We start from the raw sequence: 24564 nt of genomic DNA, 5'->3' as shown, positions 1-24564 counted from the left end.
TACCACGGGCGCAAGCGCCCGGTTCTAAAAGGAATATCCCATGGCCCAGACCGGCACCGTCAAGTTCTTCAACATGAGCAAGGGTTTTGGCTTCATCACCCCGGACAACGGCGGCGCCGACCTGTTCGTGCACATCTCGGCTGTCGAGCAGTCCGGCATGTCCTCGCTCTCCGACAACCAGAAGGTTTCCTTCGACGCCGAGCCGGACACCCGCGGCAAGGGCCCGAAGGCCGTCAACCTCCAGGCGCTCTGAGACCTTCAGGTCCCCGCGCAGAATACGACCCGCTGGCAGAAATGCCGGCGGGTTTTTTGTTGCTGTGACCATCAAGAAAGCCGCCGACGACCTGCGGCGGTATCGTCTGCCGCGCAGGGCGTCGCAGCAGGTTCACAAAACGGCATCCGCCATGCAACTCCAAAGCGTTAACGCCCGTTAATCTGCGACCGCGCACCCGGCTCCTTGCAGGAACATCAGATGATCATCTCCTCGTCCCGCCGTCCCGCTACCTCCGTCACTGCGGCGCCGATCTGGCAGATCGCCGCAACCGCCGCGGCCATGATGATGGTGGGAGCAATGGTTTTCATCTGAGTGAGGGGTGACCGGAAAGATGGTGCTGCCGGAACAAGACCAGCAGGAGCCGGTGGCCGCAGATCCCGACCTTGAGTTCTCGCCCCTCGGCGGCCTCGTCACGCGTGACGAGCGGACGGTTCAGGTACTGATCTTCAGGACTGTCGGCAGCGACCGCGGCTGGGCCATGGAGGTCGTCGACGTCAATGAAACGACGACAAGCTGGGATACGCTCTTCGCAACGGAGCGTGAGGCCTACGAAGAATTCAACCTCGTTCTCGAGGAAAAAGGAATTGCGGTCTTTCTCGGCCCGGATGAACTGGCCAACTGAGGATTTGCCTCTGATCCGTCTGCAAGAAAAACGGGTTCGCGGCTCATAACAGGCGTTGATGCCGGCAGGCGTTTCAAAACCTGCCGGCGATTGCCTTACTCTTCAACGTAGCTGTCGTCTTCCTCGTCGTCGTCAGACTTGAAACCCTCGCGCCAGAGATCGAATTCATCCGTTCCCTTCTCGTAGGGATTGGCGGAGATGCGCTCGCCGTCGGAAGCGGCGATCTTGCCCTCTTCGAAGGGACCTGCGTCAGCGTTCGACATGAAATGATCCTGTAGTTGGAGCCTTGATGCTCGCAGGAATCACCGAACCGGCCTGCGGTTCCCTCGCGAGCGCAACGCGGCGCGATCGTTTTCGAAAAAGTCGTTGGCTGTGCCATGGTTGACGGCCCTGGGCGGTCTCGGAACTGTGGCCTCGGGCCGGCGGACGGCTCCTGCTGGCCTGCCAAAGGCGATGCAGAAATGACGCACCATCAGAGGCTTAACGGGAAGGTCTCCTTCCTATTAAGCTTCTGTTAACCACACCGGCGGCATCGTGTCCTTGTCCAGCAAGGAGGCCAAGATGAGCAACCGATACGCACCGAACGAAGCGGTCTGTCCCATCCCATACGAACTCTTGGCCTTGCTGCTGCGATCGAACGCCGAGCGGGTGAGGGAGGTCGTTTTGCAGTTGTCGCCGACCCATCGGGCAAGTCTTGCGGTTTTCGCTTTCGGCCGGTCGCATATGCGCTCGCTCGGACTCACCGTGGCGTCGGCTTGCGACGAACACTCCTTGGCCGAGGTGGCGGGCGTCGCCGGCGAGGTCCTGTTCGAACAGTCGCGCGGCGCGCAGACCCCCGAACTCGACACCGCCAGCCGTCATCGCCGTCCGATCTCGCTCGCCCGCGTCGCCTGATACCTGTCACCGGCCTTCCGGCGCCGCTCCGGCGAGCTTCGCCATTGTCAGGGGATCGCGCTCCCCATCAAAATACTGGTCGAGCGCTTCCTGGAAGATCGTCTCCTCCGGCAGGGCCTCGGCGAACAGCGTCATCGACGAGCGAAACTTCATGTCGTCGGGCGAGCCGAAGATCGCGTGCGCGCTTCGCCCTTCCACCGCGCAGACGAGGCGCACCGCCTCCCGCAGCCGGGCGCCGAGCACGCCGTTGCCGAGATAGGCCCGCGCCTCCGCCAGCGAGCCGAGCGCAAAGCGCCGGGCCATGTCGCTTTGGCCGAGGCCGGCGATCTGCGGAAACACCAACCACATCCAGTGGCTTGTCTTGCGCCCTTGCCGCAGTTCCGCAAACACCGCATCGATGACCGGATCCTGCGCCGCGACGAAGCGGCTCAACTCATAGGCGGGCATGGCTTTTCTCCGTTGATCAGGAAGCGGGGGCGCCGGCGCGAAGCTTCACGGGGGCGACGGTGCCTGAAGCGAACGCCGTATTGAGCGTTCGAGTGCCGTCGCGTGCCGGACACCGGTTGCGCCGATAGGTATCTGGCGCGGATCGACGGAAAAGGCATCCAAACGGCGGCGGCCACGTTGTGCGGGCAGGACGAGCCGAACGCACGGTTCGGTTCGCTTGACCTTGCCGGTCCCTCGGGGATCGGCCGATAGCCTGGAGAAGCCGCATGAAGATCCCCAAGGGAGCCACCGTCGCCGTCCTCGACGGCCAGAAGCTCAGCCTGTTTCACAACACCGGCGACGAGGCGAACCCTTCGCTGAAGGCGTCTGCCACCCCGACGATCAACACCGACAACAAGAGCGGCGGCGTCGGCCATCCCAGCAGCTCGGCCAACCCCTCCGACAGCCAGCAGGACGAGGACGGCTTCACCGCCGGCATCGCCGACTACCTGAACAAGCAGGCGATCGAGGGCAAGATGAAGGACCTCGTCGTGATCGCGGCCCCGCGCGCGCTCGGCGAGCTGCGCAAGCACTACCACGCCAAGCTCAAGGACATCCTGGCCGGCGAGCTCTCCAAGGACCTGACGGGCCAGAGCAGCGACGCCATCGAGAAGGCCATCGCCGCCGCCTGATCCCGGCAGCCGCGACATGATGAAAAAGGACCGCGCCCGGCGCGGTCCTTTTTTATGGGACCGTCATGGACGGCTCACCCCTGGCGGCGGGCGTGTTCGCTGTCAGGCGCCAGGAAGTGTGCCGCACTGCTGACGTCGATGGCGGCGACCGTCCGCTCCACCGTTTCCTCGACCACCGACAGATGCCGCAGCATCGCGTGCGCGGCGGCCTCGGGATGGCCGTCGATAATGGCCGCGACGACGAGGCCATGTTCCCGCTGCGAGCTCTCGATCCGGTGCAGCGCCTCGAACTGCAGGCGCCGAAACGGCTGGAGGCGCCGCTGCACCGACTGCACCAGGCCTTCCAGAAAAGCATTGTGCGCGCCGGCATAGAGGCTCTGGTGGAAGCGGTCATTGTGCAGGCGGTAGGGCTCGATGGCGCCGGCCTCGACCAGCGCGGCGCCCTCCGCATGCAGCACGGCCAGCGCGTCGCGCTCAGCGCTGGTCATGGCTTCGGCCGACATGCGGGCGCAGAGGGCCTCGAGCTCGCCCATCACGCGGAACATGTCGTGCAGCTCCGCCTCGGAAATCTCGGTCACCACCGTCCCGCGGTGCGGACGCGAGCAGGCGAGCCCGATGGTTTCGAGCTGGCGGAGGGCCTCGCGGATCGGCGTGCGCGACACCGCGAACTCCTCGGCGAGCGAGGTCTCGTCCAGTGCCTCGCCGGGCCGGAGAATGCCGTGCACGATCCGGTCCGACAGAACCTCGCGGATCATCTCGGCCTGGGTGCGTTTTGGCGCGAGGGGCTTCGAACGTCTGGCCATGGACTGCGTCAGGCCGGATTCGCCTTCGACGCGACATAGGCCCGCCAGCCGCCGAACCCCGTCACCTCCAGCGCCCCCTCGACCGCGGCCGGCTCGCAGATGAAGCCGGACACCAGCGTGCCGTCCTCGAGCGTCAGCTTTCCGATGCCGAGCGGCTGCGGAATGCCGGCGACGAAGCGCCCGAAGCCGGCGGCGTCGAGCGACCAGACCTCGACCGCCAGGCCCGGGCCGTCGAACCCCGGCGCGCGGATGAGGCCGGGCTTCGGCGGGACGGTGCCGGCGAGGGCGTAGAGGCGGTAATCGCTGGCCGTCTTCGTCTCCCGCACGAGGCGGCCGCCGAGCGCCGTCAGCTCGCGGTTCAGCGGCATGCCGGTGAGATGCGCCCCGACCACCACGACGAAGAGACGGTCCTCCGGTAACGCGGGCACGGTCGGTGGAACGAGTTCGCGGTCGAGACCGGCGCCGGTGCCGGCCGACGCATGGAGAAGCGCGGCGAAAGGGACGAGCGCCGCGTCGGTATCCTTAGGCGCGACCAACTGCACGCCGAAGGGCAGTCCGGCCGGCGTGAACCCGGCGGGCACGGCGATCGCCGCGCAGCCGAAGAAGTTGGCGAAATTGGTGAAGCGGCCGAAACGCGCGTTCATCGCCACCGGATCGGCGCGCATGGCCTCGACGCTCTGGATGTCGGGCGAGGTCGGCAGCAGCAAGGCATCGACCGCGTCCCAGCTCGCCTCGGCCTGCCGCCGGAAGGCTCCGAGCCGGTACTGTCCGTCGAACGCATCAACCGCCGTCATGCCGCGCGCACGCTCGATGATGCCGCGCACCGTCGGATCGAAGGAATCGGGGTGGGTGCCGAGGAAGGCGGAGACGGCGTGCAGCCGCTCGGCGACCCAAGGCCCCTCGTAGAGGAGCGCCGCCGCCTCGCGGAACGGCCGGTAGTCGAACTCGACGATTTCCGCTCCGGCTGCCCGGGCGCGCTCGATCGCCGCGTCGTAGAGCGTGCGATAGGCCGCATTGCCGAAGAACTCGCGCTCGGCCTCCGTCGGCACGCCGAGCCGGAGCTTTCCTGGAAGGGGCACGGCGCCGAAGCGGCGGGCGTAGACGTCTTCGGCATCAAACCCTTCCGCCACCCGCCGCGCCGCGTCGGCATCGGCGACCCCGGCGGCGAAGATGGTGACGACGTCGATCGACCGGCAGGCCGGCACCACGCCGGTGGTGGGTATCCGGCCGGGCGAGGGTTTCAGGCCGACGATGTTGTTGAAGGCGGCGGGGACGCGGCCCGACCCGGCGGTGTCGGTCCCGAGTGAAAAGGCGGCGAGCCCCGCGGCCACGGCGACGGCCGAGCCCGAGGACGAGCCGCCGGAGACATAGGCCTCGTCGAAGACGCAGCGCGGCGCCCCATAGGGCGAGCGCGTGCCGTTGAGGCCGGTCGCGAACTGGTCGAGATTGGCCTTGCCGACGAGAAGGGCGCCGGCCGCCTCCAGCCGGGCCACCACGGTGGCGTCGGCGTCGGGGGTATAGGCGAAGTCCGGGCAGCCGGCGGTCGTCGGCAGGCCGGCGACGTCGATATTGTCTTTCACGACAAAGGGCATGCCCCAGAGCGGCAGCGAATTCGGCGCCGGCGCCCGGGCCACCAGCGCACCCGCCGCCGCCCGCAGCGCGTCCGGCGACACGCGCGTGATGAAGACGGCGGGGTCGGCGCCATCGAGGCGCGGCAGCAGCGCCTCCACCAGCGCCAGAGGCGTCAGGCCATCGGCATAGGCCTGACGCAGCCGGGCAAAATCGAGGATGGGGGGAAGCTGGGTCATATCCGGACTTTCGGCATTGCAAGGCATGGGCTCAAGGCACGGGCTTCAGGGGTCGGCTAAGGGGTGGGCCCAAGGGTTGGGCATGGTCGTTGACGGTGGGAAAGAGCGAGTTCAGTCCGCATCCAGCAAGCGCACCGGCGCAGCCCAGGAGATCAGCACGGTGCAACCTTCCTCCGACCAGACGCGGTGCCGGCTGCCGGTCCGGTTCAGGACGACGTCGCCGGTGCGGTAGGTGCCGTGCTCGTCGCTCTGGCTGCCCGACAGGACGCAGATCGTCTCGAGCCCGGTATGCTCGTGGCGGGGCACCGAGGCGCCGGGCCGGTAGCGCAGCAGCGCGAGGGCCGGTCCGGTGCCCGCCTCTGCCCGCTGGAGGTGGCAGATCTCGACGCCCTCGCGGAAAGGCTCGTAGGCGGCCTTGGCGAACCCGCTGGTCAGGAGGGCGGGAAACAGCAAGGGGACGCTCATGGCAAGGCCTCCAAAAGGGCGTCGACGGTCCCCGTCCAGCCGACGATCCCGCCCTGGGCGCGGATCATCTCCAGCGTCGCTTGCTTGAAGGCGGGAAAATAGCTGGCCGTGGCGTCCTCGGCGAGGATGCAGTCATAGCCGCGGTCGTTGGCCTCGCGCATCGTCGTCTGCACGCAGACCTCGGTGGTCACGCCCGCGAGGACGAGCTGGGTGAGGCCGCAGCGCTCGAGCTCGGCGGTGAGATCCGTGGCGTAGAAGGCGCCCTTGCCGGGCTTGTCGATAACGGTCTCACCGGGCAGCGGTGCGAGAGCCGGAACGATCTCGGCGCCCGGCTCGCCGGCGATCAGGATCCGCCCCATCGGGCCGGGATCGCCGATGCGCTGCCCCGGCGTGCCGCGGGCGCGCTTGGCCGGCGGGCAGTCGGAAAGGTCCGGCCGGTGGCATTCGCGGGTGTGGAGGATCGGCAGGCCCGCCGCGCGAAAGCCGGCGATGAGCCGCGCCACGGCCGGCACGATGGCGTTGACCGGTCCGACGTCGTTGCCAAGGCTTTCGCCGAAGCCGCCAGGCTCGAGGAAGTCTCGCTGCATGTCGATGACGATGAGCCCGATGCGGGCGGCATCGAGCGGGAAGGGCGAGGGCAGAGCGGAAGCGACCAGCATCACGCGTGCCCCGCCATGGCGCGGCCGATCACATAGGGATCGGCGCCGGCGCCGCCCGGGGTCTCGAACACGATGCGGCCCTCGAACATCACCAGGATCCGGTCGGACAAGGCGACGACTTCGTCGAGATCCTCGGAGACGAGGAGAACCGCGGTGCCGCGGTTGCGGGCGGCGAGGATTTCAGCGCGGATGTCGGCGACGGCGCCGAAATCGAGGCCGAAGCAGGGATTGGCGACGACCAGCAGGTCGGTCTCGCCGTCGAGTTCGCGGGCGAGTACCGCGCGCTGCACGTTGCCACCGGACAGCGTCGCGATCGGCGAGGAGGGCGACTGCGTCTTGACCGAATAGGCCGCGATCAGCCGCTCGGCGGCCGCGCGCATCGCGCCGCGGTCGAGCAGCCGGCGGCGGCGGCCGGAGGGCGCGCGGTCGAAGGCGCGGAAGGCGAGGTTGTCCGAGACGCTCATGGTGCCGACGCAGGCATTGCGCAGCGGCTCTTCGGGCAAGCAGCGCACCTTCATCGCCTGCGCCTCCCGGCGGCTGGCGCCGTAGGGCTTGCCTCGCACGCTGAGCGCGCCTGAGGTGACGGGCGTCTGCCCGGAGAGCACCTCGACCAGCGTCGTCTGCCCGTTGCCGGAGATGCCGGCGATGCCGACGATCTCGCCGGCCGCGACCTGCAGGTGCTCGATGCGGATCGCGCCGCGCTGATCGGGAAGCCCCGCCTCCAGCGCCGCAGCTTCCAGCACCGCGGAGGATGCCGGCATGTGCGCGCGCTCGGGAAAATCGGTGAGGTCGCGCTCGCCGATCATCAGCCGCGCCATCGCGTCGATCCCGAGATCGGCCACCCAGCCCTTGCCGACCTCGCGGCCGCGGCGCAGCACCGTCACCCGGTCGCAGAAGCCGGTCACCTCGGCGAACTTGTGGGTGATGAGAAGCACCGCCATGCCGCTGGACCGGGCGAGATCGCGCAGGAAGGACAGCACTTCCTGCGCCTCGCCCGGCGTCAGCACCGAGGTCGGCTCGTCCAGCACCAGGACGCGCGAGCCGAGGTAGAGCTGCTTCAGGATCTCGGTCTTCTGCCGCTCGCCGGCCGACAGGCGGTCGACAGGAGTGTCCATCGGCACCTTCAGCGGCATCGTCGCCATGAAGCTCTCGAGCCGGCGCCGCTCGGCCGGCCAGTCGATCAGCGTCGGCACGTCGGCGCCGGCCATCACGAGGTTCTCGAGGACGGTCATAGAGGGGACCAGCGTGAAGTGCTGGTAGACCATGCCGATCCCGAGCCGCCGCGCGTCGCGCGGCGAGGCGATCGTCTGCTCCCGCCCGTCCAGCACCACGGCGCCGGCCTCCGGGCGGTAGTAGCCGAGGATGGATTTGACGAGGGTCGACTTTCCCGCCCCGTTCTCGCCGAGCAGCGCGTGGAACTCGCCAGGCATCAGCGCGATCGACACGTCGTCGAGCGCGGTGAAGGCGCCGAAACGCTTGGTGAGGCCGATCGCCTCCAGCAGCGGGCGCTCGGACGCCGGCGTGGCAGAAACGGCCACGGTCTCGGCTGGGCGGGAGAGGGCGCTCACGTGGCTGGTCCCGCCCGCGTCTCGGCGAGGCCGTCGATCAGCGCGGCGCTGGTTGCCACGGCGCCGAAGACCCCGCCCTGCATCGTCACCATCTTGATCGCCGCGTCGTGGTTGCCCCTGTCGGTCGCCCCGCAGCAATTCTCGAGGATCACGCATTCGAAGCCCCGGTCGTTCGCCTCGCGCATGGTGGTGTGGACGCAGACGTCGGTGGTGATGCCGGTGAGGATGAGGTTGCGGATGCCGCGGGAATGCAGGATCAGCTCGAGGTCGGTCGCGCAGAACGAGCCCTTGCCCGGCTTGTCGATCACCACCTCGCCCGGCAGCGGCGCGAGCTCGGAAATGATCTCCCAGCCTGGCTCGCCGCGCACCAGGATGCGCCCGCAAGGCCCGCTGTCGCCGATCCCCGCGCCGATCTGCTGGCTCCGCCAGCGCTTGTTGGCGGGAAGGTCCGCAAGGTCCGGCCGGTGACCCTCGCGGGTGTGGATGATCGGGTAGCCGCCCGCGCGCATCGCGGCGAGCACCGCCCGGATCGGCTCGATCGGCGCGCGGGTGAGCGACAGGTCGTAGCCCATGGCGTCGACATAGCCGCCGACCCCGCAGAAGTCGGTCTGCATGTCGATGATGACGAGTGCCGTGTTGTCCGGCCGCAGGCTGCCGTCGAACGGCCAGCGATAGGGCGTGGAGGCAATGGTCCGGTGCGCAGTCACGGTGTCCACGGTCTCGTCTCCCCTCACTCGGCCGCGAGCTTCAGCGGTCCGCCATAGAGGCGGGTCGGCGCGGGGAAGCCGCAGGGCGTGCCGTCGGTCACCTTCACCGCGTCCTCGTAGGGCAGGCGGTAGGTGCCGGCGACGAGGTCCTCCATGTAGGTGTAGGGGCAATCGCCGGCGCCGCCCTTCACCGCGACATAGCCGCGATGGGCGAACTGGTAGGGGTTGTTCTCGACGCCCCAGCCGAGGCGGGCCTCGCGCACGAGATCGGGCCGGACCTCCGCGGTGATGATCTCGTCGACCCGGCCGGAGGTGCCGTGCGCGATGACCGTGCCGTCGAAGTTGACGATCATGCCCTCGCCCATGGAATCGAACGAGCCGTCCGAGCCGCACATGCAGACATTGGCGGTGATCATCAGGTTGGAGAAGGCGTTGGCCTGGTTGGTGAAGCGCCAGGACTGGCGGATCGGCGCGGTGTAGCCGGCCGTGCGCAGCATGATCTCGGCGCCCTTGTAGGCGCATTCATGCGCCATTTCCGGGAACATGCCGTCATGGCAGATGATCAGCGCGAGCTTGGCGCCTTTCGGGCCGTCGATCACGGGAATGCCGAGATTACCGGGCTCCCACGGCTCGACCGGGACCCAAGGGTGAAGCTTGCGGTAGTTGAGGCGGATCTCGCCGGTGTCGTCGATGATGAGGCCGGTATTGTAGGGCATGCCGCCTGGGTTCAGCTCCATGATCGAGAAGCAGCCCCAGATCGCGTTGTCGCGGCAGGCTTTGGAAAAGGCCGCGACCTCCGGTCCGTCGATCCGGCACATGATCTCCGGATTGGTGTCCATGGAGAGGCCGTGCAGGGCGTATTCCGGGAAGACGACGAGGTCCATCGTGCCGAGATTGCGCCGGGCTTTGGCGACCATCTCGACGATCCTTTCCGTCTGCCGGGCGAGATCCGCGGGGGTGACCACGGTGGGAAGCTGCAGCTGCACGCAGCCGATGACGACGCCGTGTTCCGACTTGTTCAGTCCGCCGAGACCGTTCATGCGGGTTGCTCCTATTTCGTGATGGACAGCTCGCGCGGGGCACCGTCGAGGGCGCGCCGCGGCGAGGAGGTGAGGATGAGGATGATAAGGGTCAGGACGTAAGGGGCGGCGTAGAAGAGGTAGTAGCCGCCGGTGACGCCGACCGACTGGAGGGCGGGCCCGAGCGCCCCGGCGCCGCCGAAGAGGAGGGCCGCCGCAAAGCAAGCGACCGGGTTCCACCGCGCGAAGATGACGAGCGCGACGGCGATGAGGCCCTGGCCCTGCGAGATCCCCTCGTTCCAGGAGCCGGGATAGTAGAGCGAGAGATAGGCTCCGGCGACGCCGGCCATGAAGCCGCCGAAGGCGGTGGCAAGAATCCGCACCGGCAGGATCGCGTAGCCCATGGCGCGGGCGGCATCGGCGCTGTCGCCAACCATGCGCAGCACGAGGCCGATGCGGGTACGGCGGAAGACGAAGCCGAGGCCGAAAGCGATGGCGATGCCGATCGGGAACAGCGGGCTGATCTGCAGCGCCGCTTTCACCGCCGGCTGGCTGGTCCAGAAGCCGAGGTCGATCGAGGGCAGCATGGGCGCCGCAGGCTGAATCAGCGGCTTGCCGAAGAAGAAGGCGAGCCCCATGCCGAACAGCATCAAGGCGATGCCGACGGCGATGTCGTTGACGTTGCGCAGCGAGCAGAGCGCGCCGTGCAGCAGGCCGAACAGCACCCCGCAGAGGCCGGCGGCGAGGACCCCGAGCCAGGGCGAGCCGGTATAGAGCGAGCCGCCATAGCCGGCCATCGCGCCGAAGACGAGCGTGCCCTCGAGCCCGAGATTGATGCGCCCGCTCTTCTCCGTGACGCATTCGCCGAGGCTGACGAAGAGGAACGGGACGGAGACTCGGATGGCGCCGCCGAGAATGGCGACGGCGACGCTCCAGAGGCCGAGATCATCGCTCATGCCGAAGCTCCCGCAGGCTGGCCGCGACGGCGCACAAGGCGGCCCGCAAAGGTCTCGGAGACGAGGATCGACAGGAAGAGCAGGCCCTGCAGCACCAGCATGGTCGCGTCCGGCAAGCCCATCCGCCGCTGCACCAGGCCGCCGGAAGCCTCGATGCCGCCGATCAGGATCGCCATCGGGATGATCGCGAGCGGGTTCTGCCGGGCGAGAAAGGCGACGAGGATGCCGGTATAGCCGTAGCCGGCGATCAGCGAGGCATTGGCCGAGCCCTGCACGGCGGCGACGTCGATCATGCCCGCGAGCCCCGCTGCCGCGCCCCCCGCCACGGCGAAGGCGACGACGAGCCGGCCGACCGGCAAGCCCTGCACGGCTGCCGCGCGCGCATTGCCGCCGGCGATGCGGGCGGCGAAGCCGAAGGTCGTGCGCTGGATGACGAAGGCGGCGGCAAGGCAAGCGACGACGCCGACCGCAAACCCCCAGTGGACGTCGATCCCCGGTATCGTCCCGAGCTTCAGCTCGGGCCCGAGCGGCGCCGTCGAGGGCTTGTTCAGCGAGGCGGGGTCGCGCAGCGGCCCTTCCACCAGATGGTTGAAGACGGCGATGGCGATATAGGCGAGGAGCAGCGAGGAGATGGTCTCGTTGACGCCGCGGCGGTGGCGCAGCCAGCCGGCAAGGCCGATCCAGACCCCGCCGGCCGCCATGCCGCAGACTGCCATCGCCGGCAGCGCGAGCGCGGCGGGGATGCCGGCCATCAGCGTGCCGCTCGCCGCCGCGGCGAGCCCGCCCAGAACGAAGGCCCCTTCGCCGCCGATGACGACGAGGCCGAGCTGCGCCGGCAGAGCGACGCAGAGCGCGGTGAGGAGAAGCGGTGCCGCCCGCTGCAGCGTGTTCGCCACCGAGAAGGCGGTGCCGAAGCCGCCGCGCCAGACCAGCTGGAAGAACTCGGGCGGCGACTTGCCGAGCGCCGCGATGAAGACCGCGAAGACCGCAAAGCCCACGAGGATGGCGAGAACCGGCAAGGCCACGGCCTCGATCCGCCGGGCCGCGACCTCGGACAGCGCGGGGCCGCCGAGCCGGGCGACCGGGGAGGAGAGGGGTAGGGTCATCTTGCCGGTCCCGCTCTTGTTCAGTTCGTCGAGCCGATGACGCCCTCGACGAGGTAGTCCATGCTCTCCAGCTCGATCGCGGTCTCGGGATAGCGGGCGCCGGCAGCGACGACCTCCTTGCCCTTGTTGTCCTTCAGCGGGCCCTGGATGACGGCATAGCCGCCCTTCATCATCTCGGCCCGCACCGCGTCGGCCTGTTTGCGGGCGGGCTCGCCGACCATCGCGCCGTAGGGGCTCGACTTGACGAAGCCTTCCGCCAGACCGCCGCGCAGGAAGTTCGGCAGCGCCTCGCCCGCCTGCGCCTTCTCGACGAAGGAGCGGTAGACGTTCTCCCAGTTCCACTCGGCGCCGGTCAGGTAGTGATCGGGCGCGAGCGCGGCTTGGCTGGTGTGGTAGCCGCAGACGAAGGCGCCGCGGCCGGCGGCCGTCTGCGTCAGCACTTTCGGGCCGTCGACATGGCTGGTGATGACGTCGATGCCCTGGTCGACGAGCGCGTTGACGGCTTCCGCCTCCTTCACCGGCATCGACCAGTCGCCGGTGAAGATCACCTGCGTGGTGATCGAGGGATCGACCGAGCGGGCGCCGAGGGTGAAGGAGTTGATGTTGAGCAGCACCTGCGGGATCGGCTTGGCCGCGATGAAGCCGAGCTTCTTCGACTTCGTCTGGTGGGCGGCGATGATGCCGGAGAGATACTGCGCCATGCCGATATAGCCGAAATAGGACCCGGCATTCTTCGGGTCCTTGTCGCTCCAGAGGCCGCCGCAATGGCGGAACTGCACCTCGGGATTGGCGGCGGCGACGTCGAGCACGAAGGGCTTGTAGTAGCCGAACGAGGTTGGGAAGATCAGCTTGGCGTCGTCGAGCTCGACCATCGACTGCATCGAGCGCACCACCGCCTCGCTCTCCGGCACGTTCTCCTCCTCCAGCACCGTGACGCCGGCCATCGCCTTCACCGCGGCGGCGCCCTGCGCATGCGCCTGGTTGTAGCCGAAATCGTCCTTCGGCCCGACATAGAGGAAGCCGATCGTCATGTCCGCGGCACGGGCCGGGCCCGCCCGCATGATGAGCGGGCTGGCAGCGAGAGCGGCGGCGCCGGTGAGGAAGCGGCGGCGGTGAAGCGGGAGGAGGGCCATGGCAAAAATCCAATCTCGGGGTCCGATACGGGGATTGCATGCAATGACCGTGCCAACGCCGCATCCGGCTGTATTGGCTGGCTAATTAATGGTTCGAGAGGAAGGCGCCGATCTCTTTTTGCTTGTTTTGTGGGCAGACAAGGGCGCGATCGCTGGCCGCTTGTGCAGTGCGGCAAGCTGTGTGGGGCCTGGCTTAGGATGGCAGGTCTTTCTTCCCGGCGACGATCGCGGGGATGCAGGCGCCGCGGGTGGGAACTGCTGCGGGCTTGTGTATGCTCCAGCGATTCGGGTGGCCGACGGCACCCCTTCTCGCCGCGCACCGGCCGGCGGCCCGCTCCCCTCGCACCAGGAAGCCGATGTGCCTTTGACCCACCTTCTTCCGACGCCTGCACGCCACGGATCCGCTCCCGCCGAAGGCCGCCTTCTGCCGTCCGCGGGCGCTGTCGCTTGATCCCGGACCGGCGGATCATCGACTGTGCCGGGGTGATCGGCGCGCCGGCGCTCTCCCCCACCGTGCCGGCGCGGCTGGAGATTGCCGAAGGGGTGATCGTGGACGTAGTCGCCTCCGCCTTTCCGGCTGAAGGGGGAAAGCCGCCGCGCCGCGTCGCGATTCCGGTGCTGGCCAACGCCCATGATCATGCGCGGCCGGTGCGCGCCAGCTCGTTCGGGGCGGGCGGCAAGCCGCTCGAGCTCTGGCTCAGCCATCTCGCGCTGCTGCCGCATGTCGATCCCTATCTGTCGGCTTGCGCCTCGATCGGCCGCAGCGTCCTCGGCGGCGCCGGCGCGGTGATGGTGCACCACACGCGGTTCCAGAGCGTCGGCCGGCTTCCGCAGGAGGCGGCCGAGACCGCGCGGGCGGCCCGCGACATCGGCGTGCGCATCGGCTTTGCCCCGGCGCTCCGCGACATCAACCCGCTGGTCTACGGCCCGGCCGATCCGGTTCTGGCGGCGCTGCCGCCGCCGGCGCGCGCCGCTATCGCCCGGCGCATCGCCGCGCCGCCGCCGACCGTCGCCGAGCATCTGCGGCTGGTTGATGACACGGCCGCGGCGGTCGGGGAGGGCGCTTGCGTGCAATACGGGCCCGCTGGCCCGCAATGGTGCAGCCCCGCACTCCTCGAGGCGGTCGCCGAGGCTTCGGCGCTGACCGGTCGCCGCGTGCACATGCATCTCCTCGAAACCCGCTACCAGAGGGCCTGGGCCGATGCCGCCTATCCCCGAGGCCTCGTCGCCTATCTCGCCGAGATCGGCCTCTTGTCGCCGCGCCTGACGCTCGCGCACTGCACCTACGCCCGGCCGGACGAGCTGGCCTTGATCGCCGAGAGCGGCGCGACGATCGCCGTCAACACCAGCTCCAACCTGCAGATCCGCTCGGGCATCGCGCCGGTCGGCGACATGGTCCGGGCGGGATGCCGCGTCGCCCTCGGGCTCGATGGCCTGGCGCTCGACGAGGACGACGACGCCTTGCGCGAAATGCGCCTCGCCAACCTCCTGCACCGCGGCTGGGGGTTCGACGCGGTGATCGCGCCCGAAGCGCTGCTCGACATGGCCATGCGGAACGGCCGGGCCTCGATCACCGGCGTTGACGCCGGCGGGCGGATCGCCGCGCGGGAGCCCGCCGATCTCCTGCTGCTCGACCTCGACCGGCTGGATGCCGATGCCCTCCTGCCCTGTTCGGATCCTTTGGACCTGCTGCTCGCCCGGGGTGTGAAGGCCGATATCGCGGAGATGATCGTCGGCGGCCGTACCATCCTCGCAGACGGCAGGCTGACCGGCATCGATCACCCCGCCGCGCAGCGCGAGCTGATGGACCGGCTGCGGCACGGCATCGGCGCGTCCGCCGACCTTGCCGCCGCCCTGCCGCATCTCGAAGCGGCGCTGGGCGCCCATTTCCGCGCCCCGCCTTGCTGCTGACGTCCCGCCGGCCTCCCGCCGGCCGCCTGACCCAAGGAGACCGACCCTGACCGCTCCCGTCGCCCGCCTTCACCGCGTGCCCGCCGCCGCCCCCGACGACGTCTCGGGTCTTGAGGCCCTCGTGCGCGCCGGCCGGCTCGATCCCGCCGGCATCGTCGCCATCCTCGGCAAGACCGAAGGCAATGGCTGCGTCAACGACTTCACCCGCGGCTTTGCCACCCGTGCTTTGACGGATTTTCTGGCGGCCGAGATCGGCGAGGCGGCCGCCCGCGTGGTCCTCGTCATGTCCGGCGGCACGGAAGGCGCGCTCAGCCCGCATTGGCTGGTGTTCGAGCGCAACAATGACGACGAGGCGTCGGGGGCCGGCGGCATGTCGCTGGCGCTCGGCGCCGCCATCACGCCGGACCTCTTGCCCGAAGAGGTCGGGCGGATGGCGCAGGTCGATGCGGTCCGGGCCGGTGTCGCCGCGGCGATGGCGCAAGCGGGGATCACCGACCCCGCCGACGTGCATTTCGTCCAGATCAAATGCCCGCTGCTGACCTCTGCCCGGATGACGGACGCGGCCGGGCGCGGCGCGGCTTGCGCCACCGGCGATACGCTGAAGTCGATGGGCCTGTCGCGGGGCGCGAGCGCGCTCGGCGTCGCGTTGGCGCTCGGCGAGATCGACGCCGCAGCGCTCGGCGACAGCCGGATCGGGGCTGACATGAACCTCTATTCCGGCCGCGCCAGCACCTCGGCCGGGATCGAGTTGATGGGGCACGAGATCCTGGTTCTCGGCATGAGCGCGAGGTGGCGCGGGCCGCTGGCGATCGACCACGCAGTGATGGGCGACGCGATCGATGCGGAGCCCGTGCGCGCGGCGATGGATAGGCTCGGCATCCCCGCCGGCGCCGGCTTCCGGGCGCTGCTCGCCAAGGCGGAAGCGTCGCGCAGCGGCCGGGTGCGCGGCAGCCGCCACACCATGAACGACGACAGCGACATCTCGGCCACCCGCCATGCCCGCGCCTTCGTCGCCGGCGTCCTCTCCGGTCTCGTCGGCACGACCGAAATCTTCGTCTCCGGCGGTGCCGAGCACCAAGGCCCGGACGGCGGCGGTCCGGTCGCGATCATCGCCGAGCGAATACCGGCGCGCTGATCGCGCCAGCCCCGCTGAGGCCGCCCGCAAAGGGCGGCCGACGCGCTCTGCGCAGGGACGTTAGCGCCGCGGGGACGGTGGCCTTCGCGCGGGTCAGGCCCCGGCGCTGCTCCGGACGATCGCCATGATGCCGAGGAAGGAGGCGGCGACGTGGGCGCGCATCAGCCGCAGCGCCTCCTCGCCGTCCTGCGCGAGGATCGCCGAGAGGATCGCCCGATGCTCGGTCCGCGAGCTCTGGATGCGGGCGATGCGGGCGCGGAACTGCGCGCCGCGCCAGGGCAAGGTGCGCAGGCTGATATCGGCAAGCGTCGCCGCCAAAACGGGGTTGTGCGCGCCCTGGTGGATGGCGGCATGGAAGCGGGCATTGGCCTCGGCATAGTCGACGCCGTCCTCTTCGCCGTCCGCGACGATGGCCGTCAGCGCCTGCCGTTCGACCTCGGTCATCCGCAGCGCGGCCAGACGCGAGACCAGCCCCTCGAGCTCGCCGACCGCCTCGAACAGCGCCTGCAGGGCCGAGGGCTCCATCCGCCGGACCACGAAGGCGCGCCGTGCCCCGCGCTCGGCGAGACCCGCGGCGCTGAGGCGCTGCAAGGCCTCGCGCACCGGGGTGCGGGAGACGCCGAAAGCCTCGGCCAGCGGCTGCTCGTTCAGGACGTCGCCGGGCCCGAGCTTTCCCTCGACGATCTGCTCGATCAGCGCGGAATGGATCTGATCCGCCCAGCCACGGGGTGTCTGCATATTATCTACTCGTGCTTATTATTTAGGCTTGCAATTGTATACACAACGCCATCAAAGTCGACACCAGAAGATCGGCAGCGGAAAGAGGTCGCCCAGAAGAGGCTTTCGACGGGCCCCGGCGATGCGGACCACCGAGCTTTTCCCGTCGCCGTCGCGCGATCCGGTCCCGCGGGAAGGGGACAACGGAGAAAGGTCCAGACATGACGAACGAGACTGCCGGCAAGATCGACCACAAGCGCATCCTGGAAGAGCGGATCACGCTGCGCATGGGCCGCCGCACCCTCCTGAAGGGTCTCGGCGCCGGGATCCTCACCGCGGCCGGCGCGGGCTTCATGCCCGGCGAGGCACGCGCCCAGCAGAGCGGCCATATCCGCATCGCCGCGATCAAGCACATCGACACGCTCGACCCGCACTTCACCTTCTTCCTCTCGGCCGTGCAGGTGATCAACAACATCCACAACGGCCTCCTGAAGGTGACCTATGACGGTACCGCGGTGAAGTTCGAGCCGGACCTTGCCGAGAGCTGGGACCTCGAGGACGACAAGACCCACCTCTTCAAGCTGCGCCCCGGCGTCAAATTCCACGACGGCACGCCGTGTGACGCGGAGGCGGTGAAGTTCTCGCTGATGCGCGTCAAGGCCGGCACCCCCGCCTCGCCGCATGCCTGGAAGCTGGAGCTGCTCGACGAGATCGAGATCGTCGACCCGCTGACCGTGCGGCTGAAGTTCTCGAAGCCCTACGCCTTCCTGCCGGTGGCGCTGACCGGCTCGACGGGCCGCGCCGGCACCATCGTCAGCCCGGCGGCAGCCCAGAAGTACGGCCTCGACTACGGCCGCAACCCAGTCGGCACCGGCCCGTTCAAGTTCGTCTCCTGGAAGGAGAACGACTCGATCGAGCTCGAGGCCAATCCCGATTATTTCGAGAAGGGCCTGCCGAAGCTGCAGCGTGCCTCCTTCATGCTCATCGACGAGGCGAGCACCGCCGTCGCAGCGCTGCTGTCGGGCCAGATCGACGGCATGACCGATTGTCCGATGCAGCTGGTGGCGCAGGTGAAGCAGATCCCGACGGTCACGCTCTACGGCGAGGTCGAGGGCAACTACACCTATATCGGCATGAACAACCGCGCCGCGCCCTTCGACGACGTGAATCTGCGCCGGGCCGTCGCCTTCGCCATCGATCGAGAGACCTTGCTCAAGCGGTCCTATTTCGGGCTGGCGCAGCAGGCCTTCAGCCCGATCTCGCCGCCGATGACCGGCTATTACGACCCGAAGATCGGCGAGACCGACCGCGGCCACCGCTTCGACCTCGCCAAGGCCAAGGAGTTCCGCGCCAAGGCCAAGAACCAAGGCGAAATCGCCGTTACCTACATCATGGCCGAGCGTGGCCCGGTCGGCACCCGCGTGGCCCAGACCATCGTGACGATGCTGGCCGAGATCGGGATCAAGGTGAACCTCGAGCTCCTGGAGCCGGCCGCCTGGGTGCAGCGGATGAAGGACGGCAAGTTCGAGATGCTCGACTTCGACTGGGTCGCCGATCTCGACCCGGAGGAGACGATCTTCCCCGAGTTCAAGACCGGCGGCTCCTGGAACTACTGGGGCTGGTCCAGCCCGGAATTCGACCGGCTCTGCGTCGAGGCGCAAACCGAAATCGACGTGCCGAAGCGCGCCGCGCTCTACCACAAGGCCGAGGACATCCTGATGGACGAGGCGCCGATCGCCATGCTCGCGCACATGCCGATCTACAAGGTGTTCTCCAAGAAGGTGCAGGGCTTCGAGTATATTCCCTGCGATCTCGTCAACCTACACGGCGTGAGCATGTCCTGATGCTGGCGCAGGCGGCAGGCAAGGTCTTCCAGACCCTCGTCGTCCTCCTGATCGTCTCGGTCGCCAGCTTCTCCCTCCTGAAGCTGGCGCCCGGGGATCCGGTGATGCTGATGCTGGGCTCGGAATTCTCGCAGGAGAGCTACGACCAGCTGCGCACGGCGCTCGGCCTCGATCAGCCGGTCGTCGTCCAGTATGTCTCTTGGCTCTGCAATTTCATCACCGGCCATTGGGGCGTCTCCTATGTCGGGCGCGCCGACATCTTCGACTATGTCGTCCACCAGGCGCTCCCGGTGACGCTGACGCTCACCGCCTGTTCGATCGTGCTGGCGGTGCTGGTCGGCATCCCGCTCGGCGTCGTCTCGGCGGTGAAGAAGGACAGCATCTGGGACGCTGGCATCGCGGTCTTCGCGCTGACCGGGACGGCCTTTCCCTCGTTCTTCCTCGGCATCTGCCTGATCTGGTTCCTCGCCGTGCAGCTCGGCGCCTTTCCGGTGATGGGCTTCGTCGCGCCGTGGGACGACCTTTGGCTCGGCCTGTACCACATGGTGCTGCCGGCGCTGACGCTCTCGACCTTCTTCATCGGCATGATCGTGCGCATCACCCGCGCCTCGCTGGTCGACGTGCTCGACCAGCCCTACATCGCCGCCGCCCGCGCGCGGGGCGAGCCGGAATGGCGGGTGATTTGGGTGCATGGCGTGCGCAACATCGCCATGCCGGTGGTCACCATGATCGGCCTGCAGCTCGGCGGCATCCTGCAGGGCGCTGTCCTGACGGAGACGGTGTTCTCGCTGCCCGGCATCGGCCAGCTCCTCACCGGCGCAGTGCTCGGGCGCGAATACATGCTGGTGCAGGCGGCCGTGATGCTGACGGCGGTGCTGTTCATCGTCGTCAACCTCATCGTCGACCTCTCCTATCCCTTCCTCGATCCGAGGCTGAAGCCGCGCTGATGACCGTTTCCGATACGCTGCCTGCCGCCGGCCTGCCGGCCGCGACACGCCCCCGTCGCCAGACGTCGCTGTTCCTGCGCCGGCCCTTCTTCACCCTGGCGCTCCTCGTCACCCTCGGCTTCGTCGTCTGCGCCCTCTTCGCGCCGCAACTCGCCCCCTACAGCCCGACCGACCAGTCGATCGAGGCGATGATGGCCCCGCCCGGCGGCGCGCACCTCCTCGGCACCGACAGCTACGGGCAGGACATCTTCTCCCGCATCATCCATGGCGCCCGCTACGCACTTCTGATCGGCGTCGTCTCCGTCCTCATCGGCGCGCTCGGCGGGCTCGTCCTCGGCATCGCGGCAGGCCTTGCCAGCGGATGGACCGAATGGTGGCTGATGCGGCTGATCGATTCGATCCTGGCGCTGCCCTCGCTGATCCTGGCCGTCGCCTTCATCGCCATTCTCGGCCAGGGCGTCGACAAGGTGATCCTTGCCGTCGGCTTCTCGCTGATCGGGCCGTTCGCCCGCACCGTGCGTTCGGACGTGCTGCAGGTGAAGGTGCAGCTCTTCGTCGAGGCGGCCGGCCTGATGAGCATCCCGCGCCATACCGTGATCCTCCGCCATATCCTGCCGAACGTCCTCTTCCCGCTGCTGGTGCAGGTGACGATCCGCGTCTCCGAAGCGATCCTCGTCTCGTCCTCGCTCTCCTTCCTCGGCATCGGCGTCACCCCGCCGACGCCCGACTGGGGGCTGATGATCGCCGAGGGCCGCGGCTTCGTCTCCTTCGCGGCCTGGATGTCGGGCATGCCGGGCCTGGCGCTGGCCTTGCTCCTCATCGCCCTCTCGATCGTCGGCGACGGCGTGCGCGAGGAGTTCGATCCAAAACTCCGGAGCGCCCGATGAACGCCGCCGCGACCCTCCACGCCTCCACCCCCGTCGCACCCGTGATCGCAGCGTCGCGGGCCGAGGCCTTGCTGGACGTCGAGGGCCTGACGCTGCACCGGGGCGGCAAGCGCATTCTCGACGCGGTCTCGCTCACCGTCGGGCGCGGCGAGACGCTGGCGCTGGTCGGCGAGAGCGGCGCCGGCAAGTCGACCATCGCCGTCGCGCTGATGGGGCTCCTCGGCCGCGGCGAGGCCGAGATCGAGGGCCGCGCCCGCTTCGACGACGTGCCGGACCTCGTGACGCTGAAGGAGAAGGGCTGGGCGAAGCTGCGCGGACGGCGCCTGTCCATGGTCTTCCAGGACGCCGGCTCCGCGCTGAATCCTTGCTACACCGTCGGCAGCCAGCTCATTTCGGTCTTGCGCCGCCATCTCGGTCTGGACCGCCGCGCGGCACGGCTGCGGGCCGTCGCGCTGCTCGAGGATGTCGGCATCAACGATGCCGCGGCGCGCCTTTCCGCCTTTCCGCACCAGCTCTCCGGCGGCATGCAGCAGCGGGTGATGGTGGCGATCGCGCTCGCCTGCAATCCGGACCTGCTGTTCGCCGACGAGCCGACCTCGGCGCTCGACGTGACGATCCAGGCGCAGATCGTCCGGCTGATCCTCGACCAGACCAAGGCCCGCGGCGCGAGCTGCATCTTCGTGCTGCACGATCTGGCGCTCGCCAGCCAGTCCTGCGACCGGATCGTCGTGCTCTATGCCGGGCAGGTGATGGAGGCTGGCGAATGCCGCACCGTGCTGGAGCATCCGCGACACCCCTATACCAAGCTCCTGAAGTCCTGCGTGCTGGAGATCGGCACGAGCGACCTCGACCCGCCGGAAGGCGGCGTTCCGAGCTATGATGCCATGCCGTCCGGCTGCCGCTTCGCCAGCCGCTGCCCCGCCGTCCTGCCGCGCTGCGCCGCCGAGCGGCCGCCGCTCGCCGAGGTCGACGGCCGATCGCTCGCCTGCTGGAATCCGCAATGACCTCCCTTGCCGCACCGCTCCCGACGAAGACAGCGCCTTTCCCGGAGGGCCCGCCGCTGTTCGAGCTTCTCGACGTCGAGAAGGTCTACCAGGTCACCCGTCCCGCCGGCTTTCTGAAGCGACGGCAGCAGAATCTCGCCGCGCTCGACGGTGTGCGCCTCAGCATCCGCCGCGGGGCGAGCGTCGCGCTCGTCGGCGAGAGCGGGTCCGGCAAGTCGACGCTGCTGCGCGTCCTCCTCGGCCTCACCGAGCCGTCGCAGGGCCTTGCGCTCTACCAGGGCAAGGCGGTGACCGAGATGCGGGCGGCGGGGCCCGATTTCGCCCGCGACGTCGCGATGATCTACCAGGATGCGCGCGGCTCGCTGAACCCGCGCATGACCGTCGGCGCGCTCATCGCCGAGCCGCTGCGCCATTTCGCCATCTGCGCCACGGACGAGATCGAGGCGCGCGTCGCGCAGCTGCTCGGCCGCGTCGGCCTTGCCGCCGAGGTCGCCGCGCGATATCCGGCCGCGCTGTCCGGCGGGCAGGTGCGGCGCGTCGCCATCGCCCGGGCGCTCGCCTCCAACCCCTCGGTGCTCGTCGCCGACGAGGCGGTGTCCGGTCTTGACGTCTCGACCCAGGCCCAGCTCCTCAACCTCCTGCGCAAGCTGCAGCGGGAAATGGGGCTGACGCTGTTCTTCATCACCCATGACCTCGGCGTCGCGAGCTATCTCTGCGAGGAGATCGCCATCATGTATCTCGGCCGCATCGTAGAGACCGGCCCGACCAATGCCGTGCTGGCGGCGCCCGCGCATCCTTATTCGCTGGCGCTGCGCCATGCCTCGCCGGAATTCTTCCAGCCGATCACCGACCCGCTGCCGGGCGAGATCCCGAGCCCGCTCGATCTGCCGAGAGGCTGCCGCTTCTCCGGCCGCTGTGCCTACGTCCAGGCGGATTGCCATGCCGACGACCCGGCGCTGGTGCAGCGCGTTCCCGGACGCGCCGCCGCCTGCTACCATCCCCTTTCCTGAGCAGCCCGAAAGCCTTTCCCCCATGTTCGACTTCTTCTCCGCCCGCCGCCCGACGACCTATGCCTCGACGGCGATGATCGCGACCTCGCACCCGCTGTCGACGGCGGCCGGCCTCGAAGTGCTGCAGGGCGGCGGCAATGCGGTGGACGCGGCGATCGCGGCGGTGGCGGTGCAGTGCGTCGTCGATCCGCTGATGACCGGCATCGGCGGCGACTGCTTTGCGCTCTACGCGCCGGCGGGCGGGGCGGTAAAGGCAATCAACGGCTCCGGCCGGGCACCGGCGGCCGCCACTGTCGCGGCGCTGAAGGCGGCGGGGCTGACCGACGAGATCCCGCAGACCAGCCCGCATTCGGTGACCGTCCCCGGCGCGATCTCGGCCTGGTGCCGCCTGCATGCCGACCACGGCTCGCGGCCGCTCTCGGCGCTGTTCGCCCGGGCGATCTCCTACGCCAGCGACGGTTTTCCGGTGACGCCGCGCGTTGCCATGGACTGGGCGAACACGGTTGCGACGCCGGCCGGCGACGTCCATGCGGCCGCGCACTTCCTGCCCGGCGGCAAGGCACCCGCGCCCGGCGACCGCTTCGCCCAGCCGCTGCTCGCGGAGCGGCTGGAGGAGATTGCCGAAAAGGGTGCGGCCGGCTTCTACGAAGGCGACACGGCGGCCAAGATGGTCGCGCATCTCCAGTCGCTCGGCGGCCTCCACACGGTCGAGGATTTCGCTGCCGGGACGGACGGGGCGACCTGGGTCGAGCCGATCTCAGCCGACTATCGCGGCTTCACCGTGCACGAGTGCCCGCCGAACGGGCAGGGGCTCGTCGCGCTGGTGATCCTCAAGATTATGGAGGGCTTCGACGTCGCCGGCATGGGCGAGGCCGACCGCATCCATCTCCTCGCCGAGGCGACGAAGCTTGGCTACCACCACCGCGACGCGCTGATCGGTGATTCCGACCATTGCGAGGGCGTCGCCGAGACGCTGCTCTCGGAGCGGACGATCGCCGCCCTGCGGGCGCGGATCAAGATGGACCGGGCGCTGCCGCCGGCGCTCTGGGACGAGCCCGAGCACGAGGACACGATCTATCTCAGTGTCGTCGACGCGGCCGGCAATGCTATCTCCTTCATCAACTCGATCTTCCACGGCTTTGGCTCGAGCCGGCTCGACCCCGCGACCGGCGTGCTCTTCCACAGCCGCGGCGCCTCCTTCCGGCTGATCGAGGGCCATCCCAACGCCATTGCCCCCCGCAAGCGGCCGATGCACACCATCATTCCCGGCATGGTGACGAAGGACGGGCGCACGCTGATGCCCTTCGGCGTGATGGGCGGCCAGTACCAGGCGACCGGACATGCCGCTTTCCTCTCCGGCCTCATCGACAGGGGCCTCGATCCGCAGGCGGCGATGGACGAGCCGCGCAGCTTCGCCCATGCCGGCACGCTCGACCTCGAGCCCGGCATCGGCGAGGCGACCCGCGCCGATCTTTCCGCCCGTGGCCATGTCCTCACCACCGCCGCGAGCCCGATCGGCGGCAGCCAAGCGATCCGCATCGGCGACCATCTGCTCGAGGGTGGCTCTGACAGCCGGAAGGACGGCATGGCGCTCGGCTTCTGACCGCCGCGACGCCGGCAAGGCCGACGTCGACCACGGCGACTGCCTCTTTGAGGGGGCGGGCCTGCAACATCGCCCGTCGAGCCGCTTGAACCACGCCGCTGGCTGTCGGCGAGCGAGATGTTGCTGCAGTACTGCTACCCTGAAGGGCGTAGGCCTCGGATGCCACCGCCGAGTAATTGCGCAGGCGCTAAAGGGCGTGGCGTTGGCGTCGGGCAGTGCCAGGCGGGGGGGGGGGCACGCCCGGCGGAATCAGCGATTGCCTTCATCATCGGCTTGCCTAGATGCGGACATCATGTTCAGGCTTGGTGAAGCATAGCCAGCTTGAGGCCCCATCGTCACCTTGCGTCGCAAGGTAATGCAGCGGCGGTTCCGCG

25 protein-coding genes are annotated in these 24564 nt (G+C 69.0%); 12 read left to right on the top strand and 13 right to left on the bottom strand.

What is annotated here, in order from left to right; all coding sequences use genetic code 11:
• Window positions 1–40: 40 nt before the first annotated feature.
• Complete coding sequence (locus ACZLZQ_RS02300) at window positions 41–253, top strand: cold-shock protein (protein WP_472932166.1); 213 nt, start codon at window positions 41–43, stop codon at window positions 251–253.
• A 340-nt stretch (window positions 254–593) separates the two neighbouring features.
• Window positions 594–896 (top strand): hypothetical protein, encoded by a 303-nt coding sequence (locus tag ACZLZQ_RS02295; RefSeq protein ID WP_472947937.1) that lies wholly within the window; start codon window positions 594–596, stop codon window positions 894–896.
• Between the two features lie 95 nt (window positions 897–991).
• Here ACZLZQ_RS02295 and ACZLZQ_RS02290 read toward each other — a convergent pair whose 3' ends face one another.
• Window positions 992–1159, bottom strand: a complete 168-nt coding sequence (locus ACZLZQ_RS02290) for a hypothetical protein (protein WP_472947936.1) — start codon at window positions 1157–1159, stop codon at window positions 992–994.
• A gap of 298 nt (window positions 1160–1457) precedes the next feature.
• On the opposite strand from ACZLZQ_RS02290, the gene ACZLZQ_RS02285 reads away from it, so the two are divergent.
• Window positions 1458–1790 (top strand): hypothetical protein, encoded by a 333-nt coding sequence (locus tag ACZLZQ_RS02285; RefSeq protein WP_472932169.1) that lies wholly within the window; start codon window positions 1458–1460, stop codon window positions 1788–1790.
• Between the two features lie 6 nt (window positions 1791–1796).
• Here ACZLZQ_RS02285 and ACZLZQ_RS02280 read toward each other — a convergent pair whose 3' ends face one another.
• Window positions 1797–2237: a DUF1810 domain-containing protein gene (locus ACZLZQ_RS02280; protein ID WP_472947935.1), complete on the bottom strand. Its 441-nt coding sequence runs from the start codon at window positions 2235–2237 to the stop codon at window positions 1797–1799.
• Between the two features lie 266 nt (window positions 2238–2503).
• Here ACZLZQ_RS02280 and ACZLZQ_RS02275 point away from each other — a divergent pair, with 266 nt between their 5' ends.
• Window positions 2504–2908, top strand: a complete 405-nt coding sequence (locus ACZLZQ_RS02275) for a host attachment family protein (RefSeq protein WP_472932171.1) — start codon at window positions 2504–2506, stop codon at window positions 2906–2908.
• Between the two features lie 74 nt (window positions 2909–2982).
• Here the strand turns inward: ACZLZQ_RS02275 and ACZLZQ_RS02270 are convergent, their stop codons facing one another.
• From ACZLZQ_RS02270 to ACZLZQ_RS02225, 10 genes are all read right to left on the bottom strand, one after another.
• A complete protein-coding gene (locus ACZLZQ_RS02270) occupies window positions 2983–3711 on the bottom strand; it encodes a GntR family transcriptional regulator (protein WP_472947934.1) in 729 nt (242 codons plus the stop codon).
• An 8-nt stretch (window positions 3712–3719) separates the two neighbouring features.
• Window positions 3720–5519, bottom strand: coding sequence for an allophanate hydrolase (gene atzF, locus ACZLZQ_RS02265; RefSeq protein WP_472947933.1), 1800 nt, complete (start codon window positions 5517–5519; stop codon window positions 3720–3722).
• A gap of 111 nt (window positions 5520–5630) precedes the next feature.
• Window positions 5631–5984: a cupin domain-containing protein gene (locus tag ACZLZQ_RS02260; protein ID WP_472947932.1), complete on the bottom strand. Its 354-nt coding sequence runs from the start codon at window positions 5982–5984 to the stop codon at window positions 5631–5633.
• Entirely contained in the window at window positions 5981–6643 is a 663-nt protein-coding gene (locus ACZLZQ_RS02255) for a cysteine hydrolase family protein (protein ID WP_472947931.1), read from the bottom strand. The genes ACZLZQ_RS02260 and ACZLZQ_RS02255 overlap by 4 nt, the downstream gene beginning before the upstream one ends.
• Window positions 6643–8181, bottom strand: coding sequence for an ABC transporter ATP-binding protein (locus ACZLZQ_RS02250; RefSeq protein WP_472948430.1), 1539 nt, complete (start codon window positions 8179–8181; stop codon window positions 6643–6645). Before ACZLZQ_RS02250 ends, ACZLZQ_RS02255 begins: the two co-directional genes overlap by 1 nt.
• A 26-nt stretch (window positions 8182–8207) precedes the next feature.
• A complete protein-coding gene (biuH, locus tag ACZLZQ_RS02245; RefSeq protein WP_472948429.1) occupies window positions 8208–8918 on the bottom strand; it encodes a biuret amidohydrolase in 711 nt (236 codons plus the stop codon).
• Between the two features lie 23 nt (window positions 8919–8941).
• Window positions 8942–9958: a formamidase gene (locus tag ACZLZQ_RS02240; protein ID WP_472947928.1), complete on the bottom strand. Its 1017-nt coding sequence runs from the start codon at window positions 9956–9958 to the stop codon at window positions 8942–8944.
• A gap of 11 nt (window positions 9959–9969) precedes the next feature.
• Window positions 9970–10893: an ABC transporter permease gene (locus tag ACZLZQ_RS02235; RefSeq protein ID WP_472947927.1), complete on the bottom strand. Its 924-nt coding sequence runs from the start codon at window positions 10891–10893 to the stop codon at window positions 9970–9972.
• Window positions 10890–11999, bottom strand: a complete 1110-nt coding sequence (locus tag ACZLZQ_RS02230) for an ABC transporter permease (protein ID WP_472947926.1) — start codon at window positions 11997–11999, stop codon at window positions 10890–10892. The genes ACZLZQ_RS02235 and ACZLZQ_RS02230 overlap by 4 nt, the downstream gene beginning before the upstream one ends.
• 20 nt (window positions 12000–12019) lie before the next feature.
• Window positions 12020–13132 carry a BMP family ABC transporter substrate-binding protein gene (locus ACZLZQ_RS02225; RefSeq protein WP_472932181.1) on the bottom strand — a complete coding sequence of 371 codons (1113 nt, stop codon included), beginning with the start codon at window positions 13130–13132 and terminating at the stop codon, window positions 12020–12022.
• Between the two features lie 447 nt (window positions 13133–13579).
• Here ACZLZQ_RS02225 and ACZLZQ_RS02220 point away from each other — a divergent pair, with 447 nt between their 5' ends.
• Window positions 13580–15043 carry an amidohydrolase family protein gene (locus ACZLZQ_RS02220; RefSeq protein WP_472947925.1) on the top strand — a complete coding sequence of 488 codons (1464 nt, stop codon included), beginning with the start codon at window positions 13580–13582 and terminating at the stop codon, window positions 15041–15043.
• A 46-nt stretch (window positions 15044–15089) separates the two neighbouring features.
• Window positions 15090–16178 carry a cyanuric acid amidohydrolase gene (atzD, locus tag ACZLZQ_RS02215; protein ID WP_472948428.1) on the top strand — a complete coding sequence of 363 codons (1089 nt, stop codon included), beginning with the start codon at window positions 15090–15092 and terminating at the stop codon, window positions 16176–16178.
• A 93-nt stretch (window positions 16179–16271) separates the two neighbouring features.
• Here the strand turns inward: atzD and ACZLZQ_RS02210 are convergent, their stop codons facing one another.
• Window positions 16272–16916, bottom strand: a complete 645-nt coding sequence (locus ACZLZQ_RS02210; RefSeq protein ID WP_472947924.1) for a GntR family transcriptional regulator — start codon at window positions 16914–16916, stop codon at window positions 16272–16274.
• Window positions 16917–17116: 200 nt separating this feature from the next.
• Here ACZLZQ_RS02210 and ACZLZQ_RS02205 point away from each other — a divergent pair, with 200 nt between their 5' ends.
• The 6 genes from ACZLZQ_RS02205 to ACZLZQ_RS02180 are packed head-to-tail and all read left to right on the top strand — an operon-like array spanning window position 17117 to window position 24190.
• The gene (locus ACZLZQ_RS02205) at window positions 17117–18739 is read left to right on the top strand and encodes an ABC transporter substrate-binding protein (protein ID WP_472947923.1); all 1623 of its coding nucleotides are present in this window, start codon (window positions 17117–17119) and stop codon (window positions 18737–18739) included.
• Window positions 18739–19686: an ABC transporter permease gene (locus ACZLZQ_RS02200; RefSeq protein WP_472947922.1), complete on the top strand. Its 948-nt coding sequence runs from the start codon at window positions 18739–18741 to the stop codon at window positions 19684–19686. Before ACZLZQ_RS02205 ends, ACZLZQ_RS02200 begins: the two co-directional genes overlap by 1 nt.
• Window positions 19686–20573: an ABC transporter permease gene (locus tag ACZLZQ_RS02195; RefSeq protein WP_472947921.1), complete on the top strand. Its 888-nt coding sequence runs from the start codon at window positions 19686–19688 to the stop codon at window positions 20571–20573. The genes ACZLZQ_RS02200 and ACZLZQ_RS02195 overlap by 1 nt, the downstream gene beginning before the upstream one ends.
• Window positions 20570–21577 carry an ABC transporter ATP-binding protein gene (locus ACZLZQ_RS02190; protein ID WP_472947920.1) on the top strand — a complete coding sequence of 336 codons (1008 nt, stop codon included), beginning with the start codon at window positions 20570–20572 and terminating at the stop codon, window positions 21575–21577. The genes ACZLZQ_RS02195 and ACZLZQ_RS02190 overlap by 4 nt, the downstream gene beginning before the upstream one ends.
• Window positions 21574–22587 carry an oligopeptide/dipeptide ABC transporter ATP-binding protein gene (locus ACZLZQ_RS02185; protein ID WP_472947919.1) on the top strand — a complete coding sequence of 338 codons (1014 nt, stop codon included), beginning with the start codon at window positions 21574–21576 and terminating at the stop codon, window positions 22585–22587. The genes ACZLZQ_RS02190 and ACZLZQ_RS02185 overlap by 4 nt, the downstream gene beginning before the upstream one ends.
• A 22-nt stretch (window positions 22588–22609) precedes the next feature.
• Entirely contained in the window at window positions 22610–24190 is a 1581-nt protein-coding gene (locus ACZLZQ_RS02180; protein WP_472947918.1) for a gamma-glutamyltransferase family protein, read from the top strand.
• Window positions 24191–24564 lie beyond the last annotated feature (374 nt).

The organism is Mesocryomonas lacus, from assembly GCF_055730105.2.
The sequence above is the reverse complement of the archived record's forward strand: the minus strand, read 5'-3'. Positions and strand labels throughout refer to the sequence as shown.

Excerpts from the sequence above, each read along its gene's own strand:
- ACZLZQ_RS02300 (WP_472932166.1), top strand. The coding sequence starts at position 41 with ATGGCCCAGACCGGCACCGTCAAGTTCTTCAACATGAGCAAGGGTTTT.
- ACZLZQ_RS02290 (WP_472947936.1), bottom strand. The coding sequence starts at position 1,159 with ATGTCGAACGCTGACGCAGGTCCCTTCGAAGAGGGCAAGATCGCCGCT.
- ACZLZQ_RS02285 (WP_472932169.1), top strand. The coding sequence starts at position 1,458 with ATGAGCAACCGATACGCACCGAACGAAGCGGTCTGTCCCATCCCATAC.
- ACZLZQ_RS02280 (WP_472947935.1), bottom strand. The coding sequence starts at position 2,237 with ATGCCCGCCTATGAGTTGAGCCGCTTCGTCGCGGCGCAGGATCCGGTC.
- ACZLZQ_RS02275 (WP_472932171.1), top strand. The coding sequence starts at position 2,504 with ATGAAGATCCCCAAGGGAGCCACCGTCGCCGTCCTCGACGGCCAGAAG.
- ACZLZQ_RS02270 (WP_472947934.1), bottom strand. The coding sequence starts at position 3,711 with ATGGCCAGACGTTCGAAGCCCCTCGCGCCAAAACGCACCCAGGCCGAG.
- atzF (WP_472947933.1), bottom strand. The coding sequence starts at position 5,519 with ATGACCCAGCTTCCCCCCATCCTCGATTTTGCCCGGCTGCGTCAGGCC.
- ACZLZQ_RS02260 (WP_472947932.1), bottom strand. The coding sequence starts at position 5,984 with ATGAGCGTCCCCTTGCTGTTTCCCGCCCTCCTGACCAGCGGGTTCGCC.
- ACZLZQ_RS02255 (WP_472947931.1), bottom strand. The coding sequence starts at position 6,643 with ATGCTGGTCGCTTCCGCTCTGCCCTCGCCCTTCCCGCTCGATGCCGCC.
- ACZLZQ_RS02240 (WP_472947928.1), bottom strand. The coding sequence starts at position 9,958 with ATGAACGGTCTCGGCGGACTGAACAAGTCGGAACACGGCGTCGTCATC.
- ACZLZQ_RS02235 (WP_472947927.1), bottom strand. The coding sequence starts at position 10,893 with ATGAGCGATGATCTCGGCCTCTGGAGCGTCGCCGTCGCCATTCTCGGC.
- ACZLZQ_RS02230 (WP_472947926.1), bottom strand. The coding sequence starts at position 11,999 with ATGACCCTACCCCTCTCCTCCCCGGTCGCCCGGCTCGGCGGCCCCGCG.
- ACZLZQ_RS02225 (WP_472932181.1), bottom strand. The coding sequence starts at position 13,132 with ATGGCCCTCCTCCCGCTTCACCGCCGCCGCTTCCTCACCGGCGCCGCC.
- ACZLZQ_RS02210 (WP_472947924.1), bottom strand. The coding sequence starts at position 16,916 with ATGCAGACACCCCGTGGCTGGGCGGATCAGATCCATTCCGCGCTGATC.
- ACZLZQ_RS02205 (WP_472947923.1), top strand. The coding sequence starts at position 17,117 with ATGACGAACGAGACTGCCGGCAAGATCGACCACAAGCGCATCCTGGAA.
- ACZLZQ_RS02200 (WP_472947922.1), top strand. The coding sequence starts at position 18,739 with ATGCTGGCGCAGGCGGCAGGCAAGGTCTTCCAGACCCTCGTCGTCCTC.
- ACZLZQ_RS02195 (WP_472947921.1), top strand. The coding sequence starts at position 19,686 with ATGACCGTTTCCGATACGCTGCCTGCCGCCGGCCTGCCGGCCGCGACA.
- ACZLZQ_RS02190 (WP_472947920.1), top strand. The coding sequence starts at position 20,570 with ATGAACGCCGCCGCGACCCTCCACGCCTCCACCCCCGTCGCACCCGTG.
- ACZLZQ_RS02185 (WP_472947919.1), top strand. The coding sequence starts at position 21,574 with ATGACCTCCCTTGCCGCACCGCTCCCGACGAAGACAGCGCCTTTCCCG.
- ACZLZQ_RS02180 (WP_472947918.1), top strand. The coding sequence starts at position 22,610 with ATGTTCGACTTCTTCTCCGCCCGCCGCCCGACGACCTATGCCTCGACG.